The organism is Brevibacterium sp. S22 (genome assembly GCF_004745485.1).
Taxonomy (GTDB): domain Bacteria; phylum Actinomycetota; class Actinomycetes; order Actinomycetales; family Brevibacteriaceae; genus Brevibacterium.
Window position 1 is genome coordinate 1 of the sequence record NZ_RHFG01000015.1, and the last position, 20,690, is coordinate 20,690.

Consider the following 20,690-nt stretch of genomic DNA (forward strand, 5'->3'; position numbering starts at 1 on the left):
GTTGCAGTATGAATCCCAGCAAGACAGCCAACCCCTCACAGGGGTGAGAAGGTTGACCAAAAAAAACGACCACACACCCACAACACCCACCACGATGAATGGTTCGGCGAAGAACCACCCACACAGGGTGAACCGGATGCCTGATCGTGTGATTGTCTCACCAGAAATATTAAATGTTCTGGCATCACAACTTGTTCAAACAAACACGCTATTGGATTCTCAAACCACAAACACACACCCATCACCACACCACACACAAGCAGGCGTGTTCACTGGGGGTATCAGCTTCTATGTGCACTTTCCGTCTTGCGACTCGCTGTGCCAGCGGATGTCTACTCTACATGGTTGTTCCGATCCGCGCAACTCGAAGTTCATCTTCGGTTTGCTCGCATCGTCCCCGATCAGAGCGACTGTTGCCGTTCCTTGCGTCCTGGCAACCTGGACAACGATACACACATCTGCGGTCCCCTGCAAAACCACCTCGACAGCACACGCGCAGACTCCCGATATCTCAGGGCAGAACCACAGCCTCGGATCGCTCGGCCTCAGGTCCATGCGAGGTTGAAATCAGCACCGGAACAAACAATTCCGCGCCGAATCTTCCCGAACACAGCTGCCTGAGGGTCAGGGGTGACCGGTGGAGTGATCTACGCCACGGGTTCTGCGAGCTCCGGTGAATCGTTGCGGACGTTGCCCACTGCTGTGCCCACCTTGTGCCGAGTGACGCTCGCAGGATCGACCTGGTCGAGAGTCGCCGCCAGCAATTCCGGCACATCGTTCGTCAGCACTCCCGGGTCGATCCAGTCACTGATCTGGTCGCGCCCGAGGAACACCGGCATCCGGTGGTGGACTTCGCTGAGGTGCCCTGCGGACTCCATGGTCAGTATTGTCGTGGAAACCAGCCAGGTCTCATCCGGCTGCTTCCAGAACTCGAAGAGTCCGGCCATGAAGAGAGGGTCCTCACCAGCGGCGGTCATCATCCACGGCTGCTTGCCGTCCTCTCTGTTCTCCCATTCGTAGTAGGCCGGGATCGGCAGAGCGCAACGTCGGCGCCTGCTGGCCTGCCGGAACATCGGCTTCTCGAGCACGGTCTCGGAACGGGCATTGAATGCTTTGAAACCGATCTTTGGGTCTTTGGCCCAGGCCGGGACCAATCCCCAGGAGGCGGTTTCGAGCCGACGATGGAGCTGACCGTCCTCATCAAGGCGTTCGACGACGATCGGCACGAATGACCCCGGAGGCACATTGAAGCGCGGCGCAAAGTCATAGGAGATGACATCCAACCGCAGCTCATCGGCGAGATCTGCCGGATCGAGAGACATATTGAGTCGACCGCACATGCGCCCATCTTCTCACTTCACTACACTGTCGACAATGGCGGCAGAAGAGAATACAGGCACCGGGTTCGACCCGATCGAAGAGTCCCGTCGGCAGTGGCTGGCCCACGGGTGGGACGACGCAGCCGACGGAATGACGACGGTGATCTCGGTGATGAGGATCCACCAGCTGTTCCTGGCTCGCGTCGACACGGCCCTCAAGCCCTTCGCACTGACGTTCTCGCGCTATGAAGTCCTCACCCTGCTGTCCTTCACCAGGGCCGGCACCCTGCCGATGTCGAAGATCTCGGCTCGCCTGCAGGTGCATGCGACGTCGACGACGAACTCGGTCGATCGGCTGGAGAAGGCCGGACTCGTTGCCAGGCGCAGCCATCCCGATGATCGCCGGACGACCTTAGTCGACCTCACGGATGCCGGACGCGAGCTCGCCACTCGAGCGACGACGGCACTCAACGACGAGGTCTTCTCCTCCTCCGACTTCGCCGGCATCGACCTCGACTCCCTCCTCCCCCACCTCGAAACGCTGCGCTCGGGCCTCGAAGCCGACAACTGAGCCGGCTCGCCGCGGACGGCGTCGGCTGCGGCGGCGGAAACGAACACCGACGCTGACCCGGAGCCTGCTCCACTGCCCACCGCCGGCCGGCACACCGACGGTCGGCCGCCTCGGCGAGAAATTAGTTGGATGTCCAAGTAATAAGGACGTATCGTGGTGTCGATCACCAGATACGTGTCCGATTCTTGGAGGAACCATGTCCCGCAGTACAGCCGCTGCCCTACCTTTCGGTCTCACCGACGAACAGCAGACCGTCTCCGGGATGGTGCGCGAGTTCGCCGATACCGAGATCGCCCCGCACGCCCTCGAATGGGACGCCGAGCACTTCTTCCCCGTCGATGTGATCAGGAAATCCGCCGACCTCGGGATGGGCGGAATCTACGTCAGCGAGGAAGCCGGCGGCACCGGAATGGGCCGGATGGATGCCGCTCTCATCTTCGAAGCGATGTCGACCGGGTGCCCGTCCGTCGCCGCCTATATCTCCATCCACAACATGGTCGCGTGGATGATCGACCAGTTCGGCAATGACGACCAGAAGGCGAAGTACCTCGAGAAGCTCGTCTCCATGGAGCACCTCGGCAGCTACTGCCTGACCGAACCCAATGCGGGCTCCGACGCCGCTGCACTGCGCACGTCCGCCCGCGAGGACGGTGATCACTATGTTCTCAACGGCGCCAAGCAATTCATCTCCGGCGCCGGCACGTCCGAGACCTACCTCGTCATGGCACGTTCCGGACAGGAAGGTGCGCGCGGAATCTCCGCCTTCATCCTGGAGAAGGGCATGGAAGGCCTGAGCTTCGGCCCCGACGAGCAGAAGATGGGCTGGCGTGCCCAGCCGACCCGCCAGGTCATCATGGAAAACGTGCGTGTGCCCAAGGAGAACATGCTGGGCGAACCCGGCCAGGGCTTCAAAATCGCGATGTCCGGACTCGACGGCGGACGCCTCAACATCGGTGCCTGCTCGCTGGGCGGCGGACAGGCGGCGCTGGAGAAGGCCATCGTCTATATGGGCGAACGTCAGGCCTTCGGCAGCGAGCTCTCGGGATTCCAGGCGCTGCGCTTCGAGGTCGCTCAGATGCAGGCCGATCTCGAAGGCGCCAGGTCCCTGCTGTGGCGGGCGGCGAGTGCCTATGACGCAGGAGATCCGAACACCTCTCTGCTCTCGGCCATGGCCAAGCTCAAGGCCACCGACACCGGCTTCGACGTCGCGAACAGGGCACTCCAGTTGCACGGCGGCTACGGCTATCTGACAGAGTATGGAATTGAGAAGCTGGTTCGTGACCTGCGAGTCCACCAGATTCTGGAAGGCACCAACGAAATCATGCGCGTGATCATCTCGCGCAAGAGCACAGGAGTGGGCTGATATGACAGAACCTTCGGCAGAGCAGGCGGACGCCTCCGTCATCACCTCGGTATCCAACGGGGTCGGCCGAATCGAACTCAACAGACCGAAGCTGATCAATGCGCTCAGCCAAGACATGGTCGCACGCATCGATGACGCCCTGAAGGCCTGGCGTGACGATGACGCGGTCAAGCTCGTCCTCGTCACCGGCCGCGGCGAACGCGGACTGTGCGCGGGCGGTGACATCAAGGCCGTGTACAACGACATCGTGGCCGGCAGCGACGAGAACGCGAAGTTCTGGAACCGCGAATACAAGATGAACCACGCGATCTCCGAGTTCCCCAAGCCCTACGTCGTGATCATGAATGGGATCACGATGGGCGGCGGAGTCGGCATCTCCGGACACGGCTCGCACCGCATCGTCACCGAGTCGACGAAAGTCGGGATGCCGGAGACCGGAATCGGGCTCTTCCCCGACGTCGGCGGCACCCACCTGCTGGCCAACAGTCCCGGAGAGCTCGGCACGCACCTCGCGCTCACCGGACAGCCCGTCGGTGCGGGCACCGCGATCAGCCTCGGGCTCGCCGACCGCTTCGTCCCCGATGCGCAGATCCCCGATCTCATCGCCGACCTCACTGCCGGTGAGGATCTCGAGTCCGTCCTCGGCAGGTACACAGAAGAGGCTCCTGCCGATGATCTCGCCGAGGCGGCCGACTGGATCGATGCCTGCTACGTCGGCGATGACGCCGAGGCCATCGTCGCGGCTCTCGCCGCGCACGAGAACCCCGATGCTCAGGCCACAGCGGAGCTCATCGGAACGAAGGCCCCAACCTCGGTGAAGGTGACCCTGGCCGCGGTCCGCAAGGCCGCGTCCATGACCCTGGCCGAAGTCCTCGAACAGGACTATCGCGTCGCGGTCACCCTGACCGGACTGCCGGACCTCAAGGAAGGCATCCGCGCACAGGTCATCGACAAGGACCGCAATCCGCAGTGGAACCCCGCCTCGCTGGCCGAGGTCAGCGACGAGCAGGTCCAGTCCATCCTCACCACCGATCACGAAGACAAGGTGTTCTCATGAGCGAATTCGAAACCATCCTCACCGCCGTCGACTCCGGCGTCGCCACCATCACCCTCAACCGCCCCAAGGCGCTCAATGCCCTCAACCTGCAGGTGCTCACCGACATCACCGATGCCGCGACCGCCTTCGACGCAGATGACTCGGTCAAGGCGATCATCATCACCGGCAGCGACAAGGCCTTTGCCGCCGGCGCTGATATCAAGGAGATGTCGAGCCTCGACTTCGCCACCGCGTACAAGGCCGACTGGTTCGCCGGATGGACCCGGCTGACCGATGTGCGCAAACCGGTCATCACCGCGGTGGGCGGCTTCGCTCTCGGCGGCGGCTGCGAGCTGGCGATGATGGGAGACATCCTCATCGCCTCGACGAAGGCGAAGTTCGGCCAGCCCGAGATCAACCTCGGCGTGCTGCCGGGTATGGGCGGATCACAGCGCCTGACCCGCGCGATCGGCAAGGCGAAGTCGATGGACATGTGCCTGACCGGGCGGATGATGGGCGCTGAGGAGGCCGAACGCTCCGGTCTCGTCGCTCGGGTCGTCGAACCCGAGGAGCTCCTGACAACGGCCAACGAGATCGCGCAGACGATCGCGGGCAAGTCCCGAATCGCCTCGGCGATGGTCAAGGAAGCGGTGAACACCGCGTTCGAGACGACCCTGGAGCAGGGCCTGCGCTACGAGCGTCGCCTCTTCCACTCCACCCTGGCCACCAACGATCAGACCGAGGGCATGGCCGCCTTCGTCGAGAAGCGGGACCCGAACTTCACGGATTCCTGAGTTCATCGCAGAGGCCATTCGAGCCTCGGCCGTCTGCGAATACAGCGGCGCAGACTCCATCGCGGAGTCTGCGCCGCTGTCGTTTCTGCGAAGAAAGGCAAGTACATCCGGCGCGGGGGCGAACTCGGCGATCAACTGAGGAATCAGCACCGGGAGACAGCACCGGACAATGTGCTGCATATCCCATTTAACAAACGTTCGGTTAGAGTGGGAATATGCATTCATCATCGCAAGGAGGCACCGTGACAACTTTCACCGATCTGCTCTCCCAACTCCGCCTGCCCGTCGTCGGCTCCCCCATGTTCATCGCTTCGGGACCCGAACTCGTCAAGGCTCAGTGCCAAGCCGGAATCGTCGGATCTTTCCCCTCGCTCAACGCCCGTCCTGCTTCGCAGCTGACCGACTGGCTCGATGAGATCACCGAATCGAACGCAGCGCACACCGAGGCCGATCCTCAGCACCCTGCCGCGCCGTTCGCGGTCAACCTCATCGTCCACCGTTCGAACAACCGTCTCGAGGAGGACCTCGCCGAGGTGGTCCGCCACCAGGTGCCGATCGTCATCACCTCCCTCGGCGCCCGTGAAGAGGTCAACGAAGCCGTCCATTCCTACGGCGGCGTCGTCCTCCACGACGTCATCAACAACCGCTTCGCCAACAAGGCGGTCGAGAAGGGCGCCGACGGCGTCATCGCCGTGGCCGCCGGAGCCGGCGGCCACGCCGGAGCACAGTCGCCGTTCGCGCTCGTGCAGGAGATCCGTTCCTGGTTCGACGGCCCCCTGCTGCTGTCGGGCGCCATCGCGCACGGCCGTTCGATCCTCGCTGCTCTGGCTGCCGGTGCCGACCTCGCCTACGTCGGTTCGGCGTTCCTGTCCACCCCCGAGGCCAATGTCGTCGACGACTACCGGCAGATGATCGTCGAATCCGGTGCTGATGACGTCGTCTACTCGAACTACTTCACCGGGGTCAAGGGCAACTACCTGCGCGGGTCCATCGTCGCTTCGGGCCTCGACCCGGACGATCTGCCCGATGCCGATCCGACGAAGATGGACTTCAGCTCCGCTCCGGGTTCGGATTCGAAGGCCTGGCGCGACATCTGGGGTTCGGGCCAAGGCATCGGTGCACTCGGCCAGCAGCGGACGACCGCTAAGCTCGTCGAGACCTTCGCCGTCCAGTACGAAGTGGCGCAGCAGGAGCTCAAAAGCCGCCTGGGCTGAGCCGACAAGACCACCTGGGCCCCTCAATTGCTACGTGACGGCGGCTCTGCAACCTGGCGCCAGGTTGCTGAGCCGCCGTCACGTAGCAATTGAGGGGCGGGTCAGATGGTCGAGATGATTCCACGTTCAGTCAGGCGGGAGGCCAGGCCCGCGCCGTCGGGAGCATAGATCCACGGCACGCCCTGGCCGCGACCATGACGTTTCGACCGACCGCCGGCCCACACCGCCTCGCCGACGGTGAGCTGCCGAATCGCGACAGCGGCGACATTCTTCGGATGGTTCTCGACAAACTCACCGTAGACTTCCTCGTCCTTCTGGCCGTCGTCACCGATGAGCAGCCACTTCATCCATGGGAATTCCCGGGACAGGCGCTCGAGCATGTTGCGTTTGTGTTCCTTGCCCGAGCGGAAGACGCGCGTCGTCGTCGGTCCCCAGTCCGTGAGCAGCAGAGGGCCCATCGGGTAGAGATTGCGGGAGAGGAACCGCTTGATGGTCAGCGCCGAGTTCCACGCACCCGTCGACAGATAGATCATCGGAGTGTCCGGGCGCATAAAGGTGATCCGGTCATAGAGCACGGCCATTCCCGCCACCGGAGACCTCGCATGCTCGCTGAGGACGAAGGTGTTCCATGCGGCGAGGAAAGGCCGGGGCAGAGAGGTGACCATGACCGTGTCATCGATATCGGAGATGATGCCGAAGGTCGAGTCCTCTCCGATGATGCGCACCGCCGCAGAATCGACGAGCGAACCGTCCGTCCACAGTTCGATCTCCGTCTCTCCCGGTTCGAAGTCGCCGGGAATCACGGTGTCGATGATGCCGCCGCGGTCGGAGGTCACCATATGCTCTTCGTCGTTGACGCGCACCCATGCGGTGTCATTGGGCAGGGGCACACTGACGAAGGACTTCCACCCGCGAATGCTCGCGTGGACATCAGCGGCCGGCTGGCCGTTCGGAGTGAGCACCAGACGCCCAAGCACCCGAACCCAACCGGTCCCGCCGTACGTGTCGTAGGCGATGACGGTGCGATGGTAGGCGTGGTCGGTGGCCCGATTCTGGATCCACCCGTTGAACCGGTCCTCCACCCGCGCAGCGGTGTGGAGCATATCCGGTGTGAGGTTGAGCGGCCCCTCGTCGGGTTTCTTCTTCGCCACGATCAGATGAAGCCGATCTTGTCGTAGACCTCGCGCAGAGTCGCCTCGGCGATGGCGCCGGCCTTCTCGGCCCCGCGATCGAGGATCGTCTGCAGCTGAGCCCGGTCTTCGAGGAGTTCCACCGTCCGCTCCCGCACGGGCGTCAGGGTCTCCACGGCCACCTCGGCGAGGTCGACCTTGAGATGTCCGTACATCTTCCCTTCGTATTCGGCGACGATGTCGTCGACCGGACGCGCGGTCAGGGATGAGTAGATCGTCAGCAGGTTCGACACTCCCGGTTTGCTCTCCGGGTCGTAGGCGATCTGGGTGCCGTCGTCGGTCACGGCAGACTTGATCTTCTTCGTCAGCGCCTTCGCATCATCGAGGATGTCGATGCGGCCCTGCGGGCTCGGCTGGGATTTCGACATCTTCGCGCCCGGGTTCTGCAGGTCATAGATCTTCGCAGTCGCTCTGAGGATCTGGGCCTCGGGCACGGTGAAGGTCCTGCCGAAACGATAGTTGAAGCGTTCGGCAAGGTTGCGGGTCAGTTCGAGGTGCTGGCGCTGGTCCTCACCGACGGGAACGAGCTGCGGGTTGTACAGAAGGATGTCCGCGGCCATCAGCGCCGGGTAGGTGAGCAGACCCAGGGACACATGCTCCTGCTTCGAGGACTTGTCCTTGAACTGAGTCATCCGGCTCGCCTCACCCATCGAGGTGGTGCATTCGAGGACCCAGGACAGCTGCGAATGGGCAGGCACCTGGGACTGGACGAAGATCGTCGACTTCTCCGGATCGAGGCCTGCGGCGATGAACTGCGCGGCCGTGCGCAGGGTGCGCTCCCGCAGCTCCGCAGGATCCTGCTCGACGGTGATCGCGTGCATGTTCGCGATGAAGTAGAAGGCGTCGTGCGACTCCTGGTGAGTCACGAACTGCTGCAGGGCTCCGATGTAGTTGCCGAGATGAAGGGAATCGGAGGTGGCTTGGATACCTGAGACAGTGCGCGGCTGTGAAGAGTTCGTCATAGTCCTATGATGCCATCTCCCCTGTCGGGGTCTGATCAGCCGTCCAGTCTGGTGCCAAGGCTCACGCAGACATGCGGACCAGCGGTATAGTGACGTAGCAGATCACATGATTCACCAAGGTGTCTCCCAGTCCTCGAACATCTCTCGAGCGGTGGCCAGCGACGGTCCGATCATGCTGAGCACTCAATAACCCTGATGCGTCATCTCTCAAGGAGGAGGACTATGTCGGTCGAATACATCAAGACCGAGGACGACCTGCCGCCGGTCGCCGTGGTCGAGAAGCCACGCTGGACGCCGGCGAAGATCGTGCTGTGGGTGGTCATCGCCCTCATCGCCGGTGCGGGCTGGTCGATGATCGCGTTCGTCCGCGGTGAAGAGCTGTCCGCCAGCTGGTTCGTCGCTGCGGCCGTCGGCAGCTACCTCATCGGCTTCCGCTTCTACGCGAAGCTCATCGAATGGAAGATCTGCCGTCCGAACCCGAAGCGCGCCACCCCCGCAGAGCTCAACGACAACGGCCGCGACTTTGCGCCGACCGACCGCCGTGTCCTGTTCGGCCACCACTTCGCTGCGATCTCCGGTGCAGGCCCGCTCGTGGGGCCGATCCTCGCCGCACAGATGGGCTATCTTCCCGGAACCCTGTGGATCGTCTTCGGCGTCATCCTCGCCGGCGGTGTCCAGGACTATATGGTGCTGTTCTTCTCCATGCGCCGCAACGGCCGCTCCCTGGGACAGATGACCCGTGACGAGCTCGGCCGCACCGGCGGGATCATCGCCTCCATCGGCATCATCCTCATCATGGTCATCCTCATCGCGGTCCTCGGCGTCGTCATCATCAATGCACTGGCCGAAAGCCCCTGGGGCGTCTTCTCCATCGCCATGACCATTCCGATCGCCGTGTTCATGGGCATCTACATGCGCTACCTGCGTCCCGGCAAGGTCATCGAGACCTCCGTCATCGGCATCGTGCTCCTCGTCGTCGCCATCATCGCCGGCGGCTGGGTCCACAGCTCGCCGTTCTGGTCTGAGGTCTTCCACCTGGACAAGGTGACGCTGGCGTGGTGTCTGATGATCTACGGCTTCCTCGCCGCCGTGCTGCCCGTGTGGGTGCTGCTGGCCCCACGCGACTACCTGTCGACATTCATGAAGATCGGCACCATCGTGCTGCTGGCCGTGGGCATCCTCATCGTCAATCCGACCGTGCAGATGCCTGCCTTGACCGAGTTCGCATTCAACTCAGAGGGTCCGGCCTTCGCCGGGGCATTGTTCCCGTTCCTGTTCATCACCATCGCCTGTGGAGCGTTGTCGGGCTTCCACGCCCTCATCTCTTCGGGTACGACACCGAAGCTCATCGAGAAGGAGACGCAGGCACGCCTCATCGGCTACGGCGGAATGCTCATGGAGTCCTTCGTCGCGATTATGGCTCTGGTGGCTGCGATCTGCCTCGACAAGGGTCTCTACTTCGCGATGAACGCCGCCGAACCGCTGACCGGCGGTACGGTGCAGGGAGCCTCGGACTTCATCAACAACTCCTTGGGCATGTCCGGGGTCGAGACGAGTCCGGAAGTCCTCGACCAGGCGGCCAAGGATGTCGGCGAGGAGAGCATCGTCTCGCGCACAGGCGGTGCCCCGACGCTGGCCATGGGGATGGCGCACATCCTCCACAACGTCTTCGGCGGACCGGCGTGGATGTCCTTCTGGTACCACTTCGCCGTGATGTTCGAGGCGCTGTTCATCCTGACCACGATCGATGCAGGTACCCGCGTCGCCCGTTTCATGCTCTCGGATGCGCTCGGCAACTTCTCGAAGAAGTTCCGCGACCCGTCCTGGACACCGGGAGCGTGGCTGACGACCGCGATCATGGTGGCCGCCTGGGGATCGATTCTGCTCATGGGTGTCACCGACCCCCTCGGCGGGATCAACACGCTGTTCCCGCTCTTCGGCATCTCGAACCAGCTGCTCGCCGCGATCGCTCTGGCCGTCATCTTCGCCATCGTGTGCAAGATGGGTTTGGCCAAGTGGGCGTGGATCCCCGGCATTCCTCTCGTCTGGGACCTGTTGGTCACGATGGTCGCCTCGTGGCAGAAGATCTTCTCGTCCGACCCGAAGCTCGGCTACTGGGCTCAGCACTTCGCGTACAAGGACGCGCTGGCGGCCGGCGAGACCTCGATGGGCAACACCGAGGGCGTGGAGGCCATGAGCGCCGTCGTGCGCAACACCTTCGTCCAGGGCACCCTGTCGATCGTCTTCGCGCTCCTTGTCGCAATGGTCGTCGTCATGGCAGTCTGGAAGTCCATCCAGGCCGTCAAGAAGGGTTCCCTGCCGACGACGGAGGAACCTCTCGTCGAGACGAAGATGTTCGCCCCGGCGGGTCTCATCGCTCGCAAGCCCGAGCGTGAGCTGCAGGCGCAGTGGGACGAACACGAGGCAGGAAGGCAGAAGGAATGAGCACCGCACATCCGCTCAGTCGCATCGCAAGCGATCCATGGGGGTCGGTGCGCGCAGGCGCCTCCTGGCTGCATTGGTACCTCAAGGAGATCATGGGCGAGAACGCCTACCTCCACTACCTCGAATCCTACGAACGCCGCCACGGCACCCGTGAGGGAGCGATGGAGGAGAAGGCCTTCTGGCGTGATCTCACCGATGAGCAGGACCGCAATCCCAAGGCCCGCTGCTGCTGAGGTGCGCTTTCGCCGGCGCCTCTGAACGGCCGACCAGCCGACGAAGAGCCCGGATGCACAGGACGAAACTTCCTGAGCATCCGGGCTCTCTGCGTGTCGCGGACCGGTCCGAGGCTGTGCCGGGGACCCGCGGAAAGGCCCCGGTGCCGCTGTCGGGGGACAGATTTCGAGCAGCCGCCTCGGTGAGGGCCTGTCTGTGTCAGGCCTTGACGGCCGGGAGGTCGTAGTCGATGACCAGCGGAGCATGGTCCGACCAGCGTTCGGCCCAGCTGTCGGCCTTGTCCACGGTGGCCTTGACCGCAGTGCCGGCCAGGCCGGGAGTGGCCATCTGATAGTCGATGCGCCATCCGGTGTCATTGTCGAAGGCCTTCCCGCGCATCGACCACCAGGTGTAGGGGCCGTCGACGTCGCCGCTGAGCTGGCGGTGGACGTCGGAGTAGCCGATCTCGCCGAAGAACTTGTCGAAGTAGGCGCGTTCTTCGGGCAGGAATCCCGACTTCTTCCGGTTCGCCTTCCAATTCTTCAGATCGCGCTCGGTGTGGCAGACGTTGAGGTCGCCGGTGATGAGCACATGGTCGGCGGTCTCGGCCAGCTGCGGCATCCGCTCGATCATGCGGTCGAGGAACCGGTACTTGTCATCCTGTTTGGGAGTGTCGGCCTCACCGGAATGGACATACGCGGACACGAGGGTCAGCAGTGATCCGTCGCCGAGGCGGAAGTCCGTCTCCACCCACCGCCCCGCACGGTCGAAGTAGCCGTCGTCGCCGAGTCCTTCCCGCACGGCTTCCGGCTCTGTGCGGGCCAACACGGCGACGCCGGCGCGGCCCTTGGCCTCGGCGTCGTGGCTGACAGTGGTGTAGCCGGTGTCGGCAAGGACACTGTGCGCGATATCGTTGGCGGCGCGCACCTCCTGGAGGGTGATGAAGTCGGGTTTCGCCGCATCGATCCAGGTGGGCATCCCCTTTCGCCATGCTGCGCGGACTCCGTTGACGTTGACTGAAGCAATCCGAATCATGTGATCTATGATGACATGAAGCGCACTATTCTTCCGGGACAGGGCGTTATAGAGTGAGGGTAAGAACGAACACATCAGGAGGCGCAATGGCCGTTGACGAAACTATCGAAACCGAGCAGCTGAGCATCAGTCCGCTCGATGAGGTCGACGCCCGCGAGATGCGCGAATTCCTGCTCGACGCCCAAGAGAAGTTCTGGGGAGACCGCGACCTCAGCGGTGACCATGATGCCTACTGGTTCCGTCAGTTCGTGACCTCGGGGCTCGTGGCCCGCTACCGTTCGGAGATCGTCGGTTACCTGCTCGGGGTCATTCCGCACGACGGACCCGCCTACATCCACCTGGTGGCGGCGCGCACCGATTTCCGTCACCAGGGCATCGGCCGTCACCTCTACAAGCACTTCATCGACCGTTCCCGTCAGCTCGGCGTCTCCTCGGTGCAGGCGACGACGTTGCCGGAGTCCTCGGGTGCGATCTCCTTCCACTCCTCAATGGGCTTCAGCGGTGAACTCATCGAGGACTATGCCGGACCGGGCAACCCGCGTGTCTTCTTCGAGCTCAAGCTCGCTGAGGACTGATCACCCGACACCAACCTCCCACAACTACCTGACGGCGGCTCAGCAACCTCGCGCGAGGTTGCTGAGCCGCCGTCAGGTAGTAATCAGGAAGTGCGCTGAGCGGTGTCGACGACGTTCTTGAGCAGCAGGGCCCTCGTCATCGGTCCCACTCCTCCCGGGTTCGGTGAGACCCAAGACGCCACCTCGGCGACCGCCGGATCCACATCTCCGACGATCTTCGACTTCCCCGTCTCCGGATCCTCCTCACGGGAGACTCCCACATCGAGGACGACGGCTCCGGGCTTGACCGCTTCCGCCTTCACGATGCGGGCGGCGCCGGCGGCCGCGACGATGACATCGGCCTGCGCCAGCAGCTCATCGAGGTTGCGAGTGCCGGTGTGCGTCAGCGTCACGGTCGCGTTGTGCTCACGCCGGGTCAGCAGCGCACCGATGGACCGCCCCACAGTGACCCCGCGACCGATGACGACGACATGCTTGCCGGCCAGATCGATGCCGTTTCGCGTGATCAGTTCGATGGCCCCGCGCGGAGTGCACGGCAGCGGTGTGGTGATCTCCGAATTGACGTTGAGCACGAGTCGCCCCAGATTGGTCGGGTGCAGACCGTCGGCGTCCTTGGCCGGATCGATGGCCTCGAGGATGGTGTCCGTGTCGATATGGTCCGGCAGCGGAAGCTGCACGATGTAGCCGGTGCAGGCATCATCGTTGTTGAGTTCGTCGATGACGGCCAACAGCTCGTCCTGGCTCACCGATTCCGGAAGATCACGGCGGATCGAGTTGATTCCGACCTCGGCGCAGTCACGGTGCTTGCCGGCGACGTACCACTTCGATCCGGGGTCCTCCCCCACGAGGACCGTGCCGAGGCCCGGGATGATCCCGGACTCCGCCAGGGCCGCCACCGCCTCGGTGAGTTCGGCCTTGATCTGCTTCGCACAGGCTCTGCCGTCGAGAATCTGTGCACTCATCAGTACTGTTCCAAGTCTTCGTAGAGGGGGAAGTCGTCGCTGAGCTTCTTCACGCGGGCGGCGAGCGCTTCGACGTCGGCTCCCGGTTTGAGCGCCTCCGCGATGACGTCTGCGACCACGGCGAACTCGTCGTCGCCGAATCCGCGGGTGGCCAAGGCCGGCGTGCCGATGCGCAGCCCCGAGGTGACCATCGGCGGGCGCGGGTCGAAGGGCACAGCATTGCGGTTGACGGTGATGCCGACCGCGTGGAGAAGATCCTCAGCCTGCTGGCCGTCGAGGGCAGAATTGCGCAGGTCGACGAGCACGAGGTGGACATCGGTGCCGCCGGTGAGCACAGTGGCTCCGGCTTCGGCGACGTCGGAGGCCAGAAGTCGTTCGGCCAGGATCTGAGCACCGCGCACAGTCCGTTCCTGGCGTTCCTTGAACTCCGCGGAGGCCGCGAGCTTGAAGGCCACTGCCTTGGCGGCGACGACGTGCATGAGCGGTCCGCCCTGCTGGCCGGGGAAGACGGCGGAGTTGAGCTTCTTCGCGTATTCCTGCTTGCCGAGGATGAAACCGGAGCGGGGTCCGCCGATGGTCTTGTGCACCGTCGAGGACACGACATCGGCGAAAGGCACCGGGTTCGGGTGCAGGTCGGCGGCGACGAGTCCGGCGAAGTGGGCCATATCGACCCACAGCTTCGCGTCGACTTCGTCGGCGATATCGCGGAAAGCCTGGAAGTCCAGCTGACGGGGATAGGCCGACCAGCCGGCGACGATGACATCGGGACGGTGCTCGAGCGCCTTCTCGCGCACCTTGTCCATATCGATGCGGTAGGTGTCGGGGTCGACCTCGTAGGAGGCGACATCGTAGAGCCGACCGGAGAAGTTGATCTTCATGCCATGGGTGAGGTGACCGCCGTGAGCCAGGGACAGACCGAGCATCTTGTCGCCCTGACGTGCCAGAGCGTGCATGACCGCGGCGTTGGCCGAAGCGCCCGAATGAGGCTGGACATTGGCGTATTCGGCTCCGAAGAGGCTCTTGGCACGGTCGATGGCGAGGTTCTCCGCGACGTCGACGTACTCGCAGCCGCCGTAGTAGCGCTTACCGGGATAACCCTCGGCGTATTTGTTCGTCAGCACCGACCCCTGTGCTTCGAGCACGGCGCGGGGCACGAAATTCTCCGAGGCGATCATCTCAAGCGTCGAACGCTGGCGGCCCAGCTCGAGGTCGAGGACTTCGGCAATCTGCGGGTCGATGTCGGCAAGCGAAGCCTGCATCGAGTTTTCGGTCATGAGTACTCTCCTGTGGCATCCGATGATGTGAGCGAGGCAGCGCGCAAACTGGCGCCGTCACCCGGGACCATGCTAACAGCGACGCCCCCGTGTTCCGGGGCCGCGACCGCTATCCGGATGCCGACACCGGATCGGTGAAATCCGCACCCACCGATTAGGATCGAGACCATGAGCTGCGAATGGATCCTGAGAGTCACCTGCCCCGATTCGACCGGCATCGTCCATGCCGTGACCGGAGCACTGGCAGGGTTCGGCGGCAACATCACCGAATCTCAGCAGTTCTCCTCCCCCGATTCCCGTCAGTTCTTCCTGCGCCTGCAGTTCTCGACGCCTGCTCAGATCACGGCCCGGACCGTGGAAGACGCCCTCGCCGAGGTGGCTCCCCGGTTCGCAATGACCGTGAGTCTGCAGCCGGTGGAGAAGAAGACCCGCACCCTGATCATGGTGTCCAAGGCCGCGCACTGCCTCAATACCCTGCTGTTCCGGCATTCGGCCGGTCAGCTGCCCATCGACATCGTCGGCATAGCCGGCAACCATGATGATCTGCGCCCGCTCGCCGAGTTCCACGGCCATGATTTCCACCATATTCCGATCACCGGCGATACGAAGGCCGAAGCCGAGGCGAGGCTCTCGGCCCTCGTCGACGAGCTCGATGTCGAACTCATCGTCTTGGCCCGTTATATGCAGATCCTCTCCCCCGAACTCTGTGACCGCCTCGAAGGTCGGGTCATCAACATCCACCATTCGTTCCTGCCCAGCTTCAAGGGTGCGAAACCGTACCATCAGGCACATGCCCGAGGCGTGAAGATCATCGGCGCGACCGCGCACTATGTCACCAGCGACCTCGACGAAGGGCCCATCATCGAACAGGATGTGGCCCGGGTCGATCACAATCAGGCGATCACCGATTTCGTCCGACACGGTCAGGACGTCGAGGCGGCCGTGCTCGCTCGGGCCGTCGCCTGGCATGCGGAGGGCCGGGTCCTCATGGACGGTCACCGTACGGTCGTCTTCGATTGAAGCATCGCCCCGCCGCAACGGCTGATCCTCTCACCGGACCGCCTCGGTGCGAGGATCAGCCGTTGCGGAGCACCTCGCCGAGGTGCTCCGTCACTCACCGGGCCGCCTCGGTGATGGTCGGGGAACGTGCCGTCGTTTGATGCGGTTCTGACACATCTCCTGATTTTCCGTATCCCCGGCCCGGCGGCTGGGTTAGCCTCGAACCATGAGAGAGACCCGCCTCGCCGAACTCCGCCGTCTGCCCATCCCCCGCGGTCCTGTGAATCTGACCCGGCAGGCCGTGCTGCGCCTGGCGAACGTCGGTCTCACCGCCGCGTACGGCGCCTACCGGGCGCACCCGGCGATCTGGCGCTTCACCGCCCGCCACTACAGTCCGAGACTCGAACCCTTCGCGAAGCTCAACGCGTGGATGATCTGCCAACAGGCCTCCCTCGATGTGCCCGCGTACCAGGACTTCCTGGCGCGCACCGGATTCGAGTTCCGATGGTGGGACCTCGAGGCCTACACACCGACGTCGAAAGATGAATTCGTTCGCCGCTACAGCGAGGAACATCGCTGCTGGGACGGTCGGATCGACCGCATCGGCACCGTCGTCGACGAGTCCTCAGGGTCCTCCGGCACCCCATTCAACTGGATGCGGTCGAAGAAGGAACTCGACACCGTCCACAAGAACGTCGCCGGCTACGTCACGATGCTCTTCGACCACAAGGATCTGTTCTGCATCAATGCCTTCTCGATGGGAGCCTGGGCGACGGGGACGAACACAGGCCTCGCCATGGCCAAAGTGGCGATGGTGAAGAACACGGGTCCGGATCTCGAAAAGATCCTCGACACGATGCAGCACTTCGGGCCGAACCACACCTACCTCATCAGCGCCTACCCACCGTTCCTCAAACATCTCGTCGACCGGATGGACTCCGAACCCGAGAGATGGGCAGGCTACCGGCTCAACGGATTCGTCGGCGGAGAGGCGATGACGGAAGGTCTGCGAGACTACCTCGAGGTGCGTTTCGACCGGGTGTACTCCGGATACGGGGCCAGCGATCTGACGATCGGGATGGCCGGCGAGACCGACCTCTCCGTCGTCATCCGCCGGGCGCTGGCCCACGATCTCGACTTCCGTGCCGATGTGCTCGGCCCTGACGAGTCGCGTGTGCCGATGGTCTTCCAGTACAACCCCCTGGAGACCTACCTGGAGACTACGGCTGAGGGCGAGTTGGTCGCCACGATCAACTCGGCCGCGGTGATGAGCCCGCGACTGCGCTACAACATCGGCGACGAGGCCACGCTCATCGACTTCCCCACCATGGTCGCTCTGACCCGCCGCCATCCGGACTTGGCGCGGGCCTGTTCGGCGGCATTCGCCGACAATGGGATGAAGCTGCCGTTCGTGCTGCTGTTCGGGCGGGCTGATTCGACGATCTCGTATATGGGCGCCAACATCTACCCCCTCGACATCGAGAACGGGCTCTACCGTGACAATCCGCAGGCTCACCTCATCGAGTCCTTCCGCATCGAGCTGCGCGAGATCGCCGGTCATGAACAGCGCCCTGCTCTGCACATCCAGCTGCGGGAGGAAGCACCGACCATGGACTCTGCTACGCGGCAGGAGCTCGCGGAGACGATCCAGGCCGGAGTGCTCGGGCACCTGGCCTCCGTGTCGAGAGACTTCGCACAGAGCATGGAGGAGGACCCGACCACCGCGGAGATCCACGTCGAGATCCACGACCATGCCACCGGCCCGTTCGAAACGGGGAACACGAAGATCAAGAACGTCTATGTGCAGAGAACGCAGGAGGGCGACAATGCGATCGAATGATTTCTCCCAGGCCCCGCCTCAGGCCCGCGCCGAGGCGTTCTTCCTCGGTGCGAACCGCTACCGCAATCCGCTGGCGATGGTCGGCCAGCTGCGGCGATGGCCGCGGGTGGCCAAGGGGCTGAAGAACTCCGCCGGCTACCTGTGGCATCGCAGCTATTATGAGTTCCCCGACCGGATCGGGCTGATGGTCGCCTTCGCCACTCAGGACGACCTTCTGGCCTACGCGCGCACACCCGAGCACCGGGAGATCATGCAGTGGCTGGTCGGCAAGGGCAAGGACTCCCCGGCCCGAGGCGGCTTCATCCGGATCCTCGCCGCGGAGGAATGGGGATACACCAATGGTGAGTACCGGGCCGAAGACGGTCGGCTGGGCATGATCGACGAGTTCACGAAGCTCAGTTCCGAATGAGACCGCGGCAGGTGAGCTCCCGTGCCGACCTCGCGGAGTTCATCGACCTGGCCCCGCGCCTGGCGCGGGCGCGAGGTGAGCACGACCATCATGTCCCTCTCTTCGCTGCCGATCTCCGCAACTGGTTCACTGGGCGAGGGTGGTTCGACGAACCCGTCGAGCTGTGGCTGTTCGACGACGGTTCGGGAGAAGCTGAGGCTCGAGTCATGTGCCACCGGTCTGCGGCCCTGGCCGCCGAGCTCCACCCCGATGAGGCTTCCGCACCTCCTCTGTTCTTCGGTGCCGTCGAAGCCGCTGACACGAAGGCGCTCAATGAGGTGATCGCGTTTCTCATCGAGCGGGCCGGGCACGTAGGAGCATCACGGATCTTCGGCCCGGTCTCGCCCCTGCCGAACGTCACCGGCGGTCTGCTCACCGATGGTCAGCACCGTCCCGGATTCTTCGACACCGCTTGGAATCCCGACTTCTATTGGCCGGCTTTCGCCGAGGCCGGGTTCGCTGCCTGGGGTCCGGCACACACGTGGGAGGTGCCTGTCGGCTCCATTCCCGCGAGCCGAGCCACCGCCATCACCGCTGCCGAATGGCACACACGAGGTCTGCGTCGCCGCCATGTCTCTCGATTCGGCCTGCACCGCTTCCGCGACCGGCTGCTGCCGACTCTCAATGCGGCCTTCTCCGATCTGCCCTATTACACCGAGATCTCGCCCGAGCAGCTGCGTTCACAGATGCAGGGCCTGTCTGCCCTGATGGATCCTGATCTCATCATCGATATCGCTGGTGCAGACGATCCTGCCGACGCCCCTCCTCGCTGCTTCGCACTCGTCATCCCCGACCCGGTTCCGATCCTGCGCCGCCATGGCGGCCGGCTCGGTGTCCGCACCGTTCTCGACCTGCTCCGGCGTCGTCGCACGATGACAGACGCCGTGCTCATCATCCAGGGCACCGACCCCAGCCACCAAGGGTCGGGTCTGCTCAGCCTGGCCATCCGCGAACTCAACTCGGCACTGGTCGCCAATGGATATCGACGGCTGCGGGTCACGTTCATCGCCGAGGACAATCCCGCCTCGGCGGCGGTCTTCGCCCGCTCCGGCGGCAGGGAGATGCACCGGCTCGTGTTCGTCGACCGCTTTCTGACCCCGACCCCGTCTCAGGAGCGCCGATGACGCTGACCACCTCTGGCATCGAGTCGCTCTTCGCGATCGCCGCTTCCGCACCGTCTGCCCACAACACGCAGCCATGGGTCCCCGAAATCACTGACTGCACGCCTGCGGCCGCCGAGGTGCGGGTCTGTGTCGATCCCGCACGTGCGCTGCCGCACGGGGACCCGCGCAGCGAGGATCTCCACCTGAGCATGGGCTGTTGGGTCGAATCGCTGACGATCGCCGCCGCCGAGGCGGGGGTGCGCACCGAATCGGTCACCGTCCGCGGACATGGTCCCACCTTGGACATCCGGCTGCGCCTCGCCGCCGCGGAAGCCGCGGCAGACCCAACGGGGTCGGACTCAGCCGCGGCGGAGGGGAGTGTTTGGCCGAGGTTCACGGTCGCCGACCTCCACCATCGTCAGGTCGATCGCGGGCCCTTGGACCCCGCTGATTCCCGCATCGCTGAGGCCACCGCGATCTGCCGCACCGCCATGGCCGAAACAGGGGTCCGCCTGGTGGAGATCCCCGACCGCACCTGGCGGGCATGGCTGCGTCGTGCCACACTGCATTCCTATGGTGACCGGTCGGTGTTCGCAGAGACTCTGCGCTGGCTGCGGTTCGATGCTCGCGATCCGCACTACCACCAGGACGGACTCACCGCCGAGTGCCTGCGCCTGCCCACGGCCGCGGCTCGAGCCGCGGCCGTTCTCGATCGACCATGGCTGCATCCCTGGATCGTCGGCCTCGCATCGGCGGCTCTCACACCTGTCTCGTTGGCAGGAACGGCGAAGAGGTCGTTCGCGCGTACAGAGCTGGGCTCGCGTCTCGCAGCGCTTCCCCATGAGCTGCGTGGCAGACTGCTCTCGGCGTCTGCGGCGACGGACCCCTCGACGGCCGCACGGACCCCTCATCATCTGGTCCTCTCCGTCATCGACCAACCAGCGTTGTCGGCCGCGGACGAGGTGGAGATCGGTCGGATCTTACTGAGGATCTGGCTGACGCTCGACCGGCACGGGCTGCGCGTCGATGTCCACTCCGAACTCAAAGACAGCCCGACGGTCCGAAGCGAACTGGCGAGCCACCTTCGCGATTCGGCAAAGGATCGGGACAGCGCGCAGACTCCAGACGGTGACCAGCCCCGGAAGAGCCTCGACGAGGAATCGGGAGGCGACCGCCTCGTCGATCAGGGATTCGACCGACCGATCGCCGCATTCACGGTGGGAGTCTCCACAAAGCCGGTCCCCCGTGCACCCCGACTGTCACCGCTCTAGCCCTGCCGCCGGCGGCAGGTCGAGGTGTATCCTCACAGCAGGCAGTCACTCAGGCAATTCACACCTCCGACCTCTT

General features: G+C 64.0%; 19 protein-coding genes. 13 read left to right on the forward strand and 6 right to left on the reverse strand.

Going from position 1 to position 20,690, the window contains the following annotated elements; all coding sequences use genetic code 11:
- Positions 1 to 647: 647 nt before the first annotated feature.
- Positions 648 to 1,340: an SOS response-associated peptidase gene (locus tag EB835_RS12720; RefSeq protein WP_135809848.1), complete on the reverse strand. Its 693-nt coding sequence runs from the start codon at positions 1,338 to 1,340 to the stop codon at positions 648 to 650.
- Between the two features lie 34 nt (positions 1,341 to 1,374).
- On the opposite strand from EB835_RS12720, the gene EB835_RS12725 reads away from it, so the two are divergent.
- The 5 genes from EB835_RS12725 (at position 1,375) to EB835_RS12745 (ending at position 6,297) form a co-directional block, all read left to right on the forward strand.
- Positions 1,375 to 1,890: a MarR family winged helix-turn-helix transcriptional regulator gene (locus EB835_RS12725; protein WP_135809849.1), complete on the forward strand. Its 516-nt coding sequence runs from the start codon at positions 1,375 to 1,377 to the stop codon at positions 1,888 to 1,890.
- Positions 1,891 to 2,086: 196 nt separating this feature from the next.
- The gene (locus tag EB835_RS12730) at positions 2,087 to 3,253 is read left to right on the forward strand and encodes an acyl-CoA dehydrogenase family protein (protein ID WP_135809850.1); all 1,167 of its coding nucleotides are present in this window, start codon (positions 2,087 to 2,089) and stop codon (positions 3,251 to 3,253) included.
- Between the two features lies 1 nt (position 3,254).
- The gene (locus tag EB835_RS12735; RefSeq protein ID WP_135809851.1) at positions 3,255 to 4,310 is read left to right on the forward strand and encodes an enoyl-CoA hydratase/isomerase family protein; all 1,056 of its coding nucleotides are present in this window, start codon (positions 3,255 to 3,257) and stop codon (positions 4,308 to 4,310) included.
- The gene (locus tag EB835_RS12740; protein ID WP_135809852.1) at positions 4,307 to 5,083 is read left to right on the forward strand and encodes an enoyl-CoA hydratase; all 777 of its coding nucleotides are present in this window, start codon (positions 4,307 to 4,309) and stop codon (positions 5,081 to 5,083) included. Before EB835_RS12735 ends, EB835_RS12740 begins: the two co-directional genes overlap by 4 nt.
- 242 nt (positions 5,084 to 5,325) lie before the next feature.
- Positions 5,326 to 6,297, forward strand: coding sequence for an NAD(P)H-dependent flavin oxidoreductase (locus EB835_RS12745; protein WP_240688728.1), 972 nt, complete (start codon positions 5,326 to 5,328; stop codon positions 6,295 to 6,297).
- 101 nt (positions 6,298 to 6,398) lie between these two features.
- On the opposite strand, the gene EB835_RS12750 is transcribed toward EB835_RS12745, so the two are convergent.
- A complete protein-coding gene (locus EB835_RS12750) occupies positions 6,399 to 7,448 on the reverse strand; it encodes an App1 family protein (RefSeq protein ID WP_135809854.1) in 1,050 nt (349 codons plus the stop codon).
- A 2-nt stretch (positions 7,449 to 7,450) separates the two neighbouring features.
- Positions 7,451 to 8,449: a tryptophan--tRNA ligase gene (gene trpS, locus EB835_RS12755; protein ID WP_135809855.1), complete on the reverse strand. Its 999-nt coding sequence runs from the start codon at positions 8,447 to 8,449 to the stop codon at positions 7,451 to 7,453.
- A gap of 222 nt (positions 8,450 to 8,671) precedes the next feature.
- Between trpS and EB835_RS12760 the strand changes: the two genes are divergently transcribed.
- Together EB835_RS12760 and EB835_RS12765 are read left to right on the forward strand one after the other, a co-directional pair.
- Positions 8,672 to 10,894, forward strand: a complete 2,223-nt coding sequence (locus tag EB835_RS12760; RefSeq protein ID WP_135809856.1) for a carbon starvation CstA family protein — start codon at positions 8,672 to 8,674, stop codon at positions 10,892 to 10,894.
- On the forward strand, positions 10,891 to 11,127 hold the full coding sequence (locus EB835_RS12765; protein ID WP_135809857.1) for a CstA-like transporter-associated (seleno)protein: 237 nt from the start codon (positions 10,891 to 10,893) through the stop codon (positions 11,125 to 11,127). Before EB835_RS12760 ends, EB835_RS12765 begins: the two co-directional genes overlap by 4 nt.
- A 199-nt stretch (positions 11,128 to 11,326) precedes the next feature.
- On the opposite strand, the gene EB835_RS12770 is transcribed toward EB835_RS12765, so the two are convergent.
- Entirely contained in the window at positions 11,327 to 12,142 is an 816-nt protein-coding gene (locus tag EB835_RS12770; RefSeq protein ID WP_135809858.1) for an exodeoxyribonuclease III, read from the reverse strand.
- A gap of 86 nt (positions 12,143 to 12,228) precedes the next feature.
- Here EB835_RS12770 and EB835_RS12775 point away from each other — a divergent pair, with 86 nt between their 5' ends.
- Positions 12,229 to 12,717, forward strand: coding sequence for a GNAT family N-acetyltransferase (locus EB835_RS12775; protein ID WP_135809859.1), 489 nt, complete (start codon positions 12,229 to 12,231; stop codon positions 12,715 to 12,717).
- A gap of 83 nt (positions 12,718 to 12,800) precedes the next feature.
- Here EB835_RS12775 and EB835_RS12780 read toward each other — a convergent pair whose 3' ends face one another.
- Positions 12,801 to 13,679: a bifunctional methylenetetrahydrofolate dehydrogenase/methenyltetrahydrofolate cyclohydrolase gene (locus EB835_RS12780; RefSeq protein WP_135809860.1), complete on the reverse strand. Its 879-nt coding sequence runs from the start codon at positions 13,677 to 13,679 to the stop codon at positions 12,801 to 12,803.
- Complete coding sequence (glyA, locus tag EB835_RS12785) at positions 13,679 to 14,953, reverse strand: serine hydroxymethyltransferase (protein ID WP_135809861.1); 1,275 nt, start codon at positions 14,951 to 14,953, stop codon at positions 13,679 to 13,681. The genes EB835_RS12780 and glyA overlap by 1 nt, the downstream gene beginning before the upstream one ends.
- A 168-nt stretch (positions 14,954 to 15,121) precedes the next feature.
- Here glyA and purU point away from each other — a divergent pair, with 168 nt between their 5' ends.
- The 5 genes from purU (at position 15,122) to EB835_RS12810 (ending at position 20,614) form a co-directional block, all read left to right on the forward strand.
- Complete coding sequence (purU, locus tag EB835_RS12790) at positions 15,122 to 15,973, forward strand: formyltetrahydrofolate deformylase (RefSeq protein WP_135809862.1); 852 nt, start codon at positions 15,122 to 15,124, stop codon at positions 15,971 to 15,973.
- A gap of 205 nt (positions 15,974 to 16,178) precedes the next feature.
- A complete protein-coding gene (locus tag EB835_RS12795; protein WP_135809863.1) occupies positions 16,179 to 17,792 on the forward strand; it encodes a phenylacetate--CoA ligase family protein in 1,614 nt (537 codons plus the stop codon).
- Positions 17,779 to 18,201, forward strand: coding sequence for a hypothetical protein (locus EB835_RS12800; RefSeq protein ID WP_135809864.1), 423 nt, complete (start codon positions 17,779 to 17,781; stop codon positions 18,199 to 18,201). Before EB835_RS12795 ends, EB835_RS12800 begins: the two co-directional genes overlap by 14 nt.
- Before the next feature lie 11 nt (positions 18,202 to 18,212).
- A complete protein-coding gene (locus EB835_RS12805; protein WP_135809865.1) occupies positions 18,213 to 19,364 on the forward strand; it encodes a GNAT family N-acetyltransferase in 1,152 nt (383 codons plus the stop codon).
- Positions 19,361 to 20,614 carry a hypothetical protein gene (locus EB835_RS12810; protein ID WP_135809866.1) on the forward strand — a complete coding sequence of 418 codons (1,254 nt, stop codon included), beginning with the start codon at positions 19,361 to 19,363 and terminating at the stop codon, positions 20,612 to 20,614. Before EB835_RS12805 ends, EB835_RS12810 begins: the two co-directional genes overlap by 4 nt.
- The last annotated feature ends 76 nt before the right edge of the window (positions 20,615 to 20,690 follow it).

Bases quoted from the DNA above. Each gene is read 5' to 3' on its own strand.
- EB835_RS12775 (WP_135809859.1), top strand. From the start codon at position 12,229: ATGGCCGTTGACGAAACTATCGAAACCGAGCAGCTGAGCATCAGTCCG.
- EB835_RS12735 (WP_135809851.1), top strand. From the start codon at position 3,255: ATGACAGAACCTTCGGCAGAGCAGGCGGACGCCTCCGTCATCACCTCG.
- EB835_RS12760 (WP_135809856.1), top strand. From the start codon at position 8,672: ATGTCGGTCGAATACATCAAGACCGAGGACGACCTGCCGCCGGTCGCC.
- EB835_RS12770 (WP_135809858.1), bottom strand. From the start codon at position 12,142: ATGATTCGGATTGCTTCAGTCAACGTCAACGGAGTCCGCGCAGCATGG.
- EB835_RS12810 (WP_135809866.1), top strand. From the start codon at position 19,361: ATGACGCTGACCACCTCTGGCATCGAGTCGCTCTTCGCGATCGCCGCT.
- EB835_RS12730 (WP_135809850.1), top strand. From the start codon at position 2,087: ATGTCCCGCAGTACAGCCGCTGCCCTACCTTTCGGTCTCACCGACGAA.
- EB835_RS12720 (WP_135809848.1), bottom strand. From the start codon at position 1,340: ATGTGCGGTCGACTCAATATGTCTCTCGATCCGGCAGATCTCGCCGAT.
- glyA (WP_135809861.1), bottom strand. From the start codon at position 14,953: ATGACCGAAAACTCGATGCAGGCTTCGCTTGCCGACATCGACCCGCAG.
- purU (WP_135809862.1), top strand. From the start codon at position 15,122: ATGAGCTGCGAATGGATCCTGAGAGTCACCTGCCCCGATTCGACCGGC.
- EB835_RS12800 (WP_135809864.1), top strand. From the start codon at position 17,779: ATGCGATCGAATGATTTCTCCCAGGCCCCGCCTCAGGCCCGCGCCGAG.
- trpS (WP_135809855.1), bottom strand. From the start codon at position 8,449: ATGACGAACTCTTCACAGCCGCGCACTGTCTCAGGTATCCAAGCCACC.
- EB835_RS12740 (WP_135809852.1), top strand. From the start codon at position 4,307: ATGAGCGAATTCGAAACCATCCTCACCGCCGTCGACTCCGGCGTCGCC.
- EB835_RS12780 (WP_135809860.1), bottom strand. From the start codon at position 13,679: ATGAGTGCACAGATTCTCGACGGCAGAGCCTGTGCGAAGCAGATCAAG.
- EB835_RS12765 (WP_135809857.1), top strand. From the start codon at position 10,891: ATGAGCACCGCACATCCGCTCAGTCGCATCGCAAGCGATCCATGGGGG.
- EB835_RS12725 (WP_135809849.1), top strand. From the start codon at position 1,375: ATGGCGGCAGAAGAGAATACAGGCACCGGGTTCGACCCGATCGAAGAG.
- EB835_RS12795 (WP_135809863.1), top strand. From the start codon at position 16,179: ATGAGAGAGACCCGCCTCGCCGAACTCCGCCGTCTGCCCATCCCCCGC.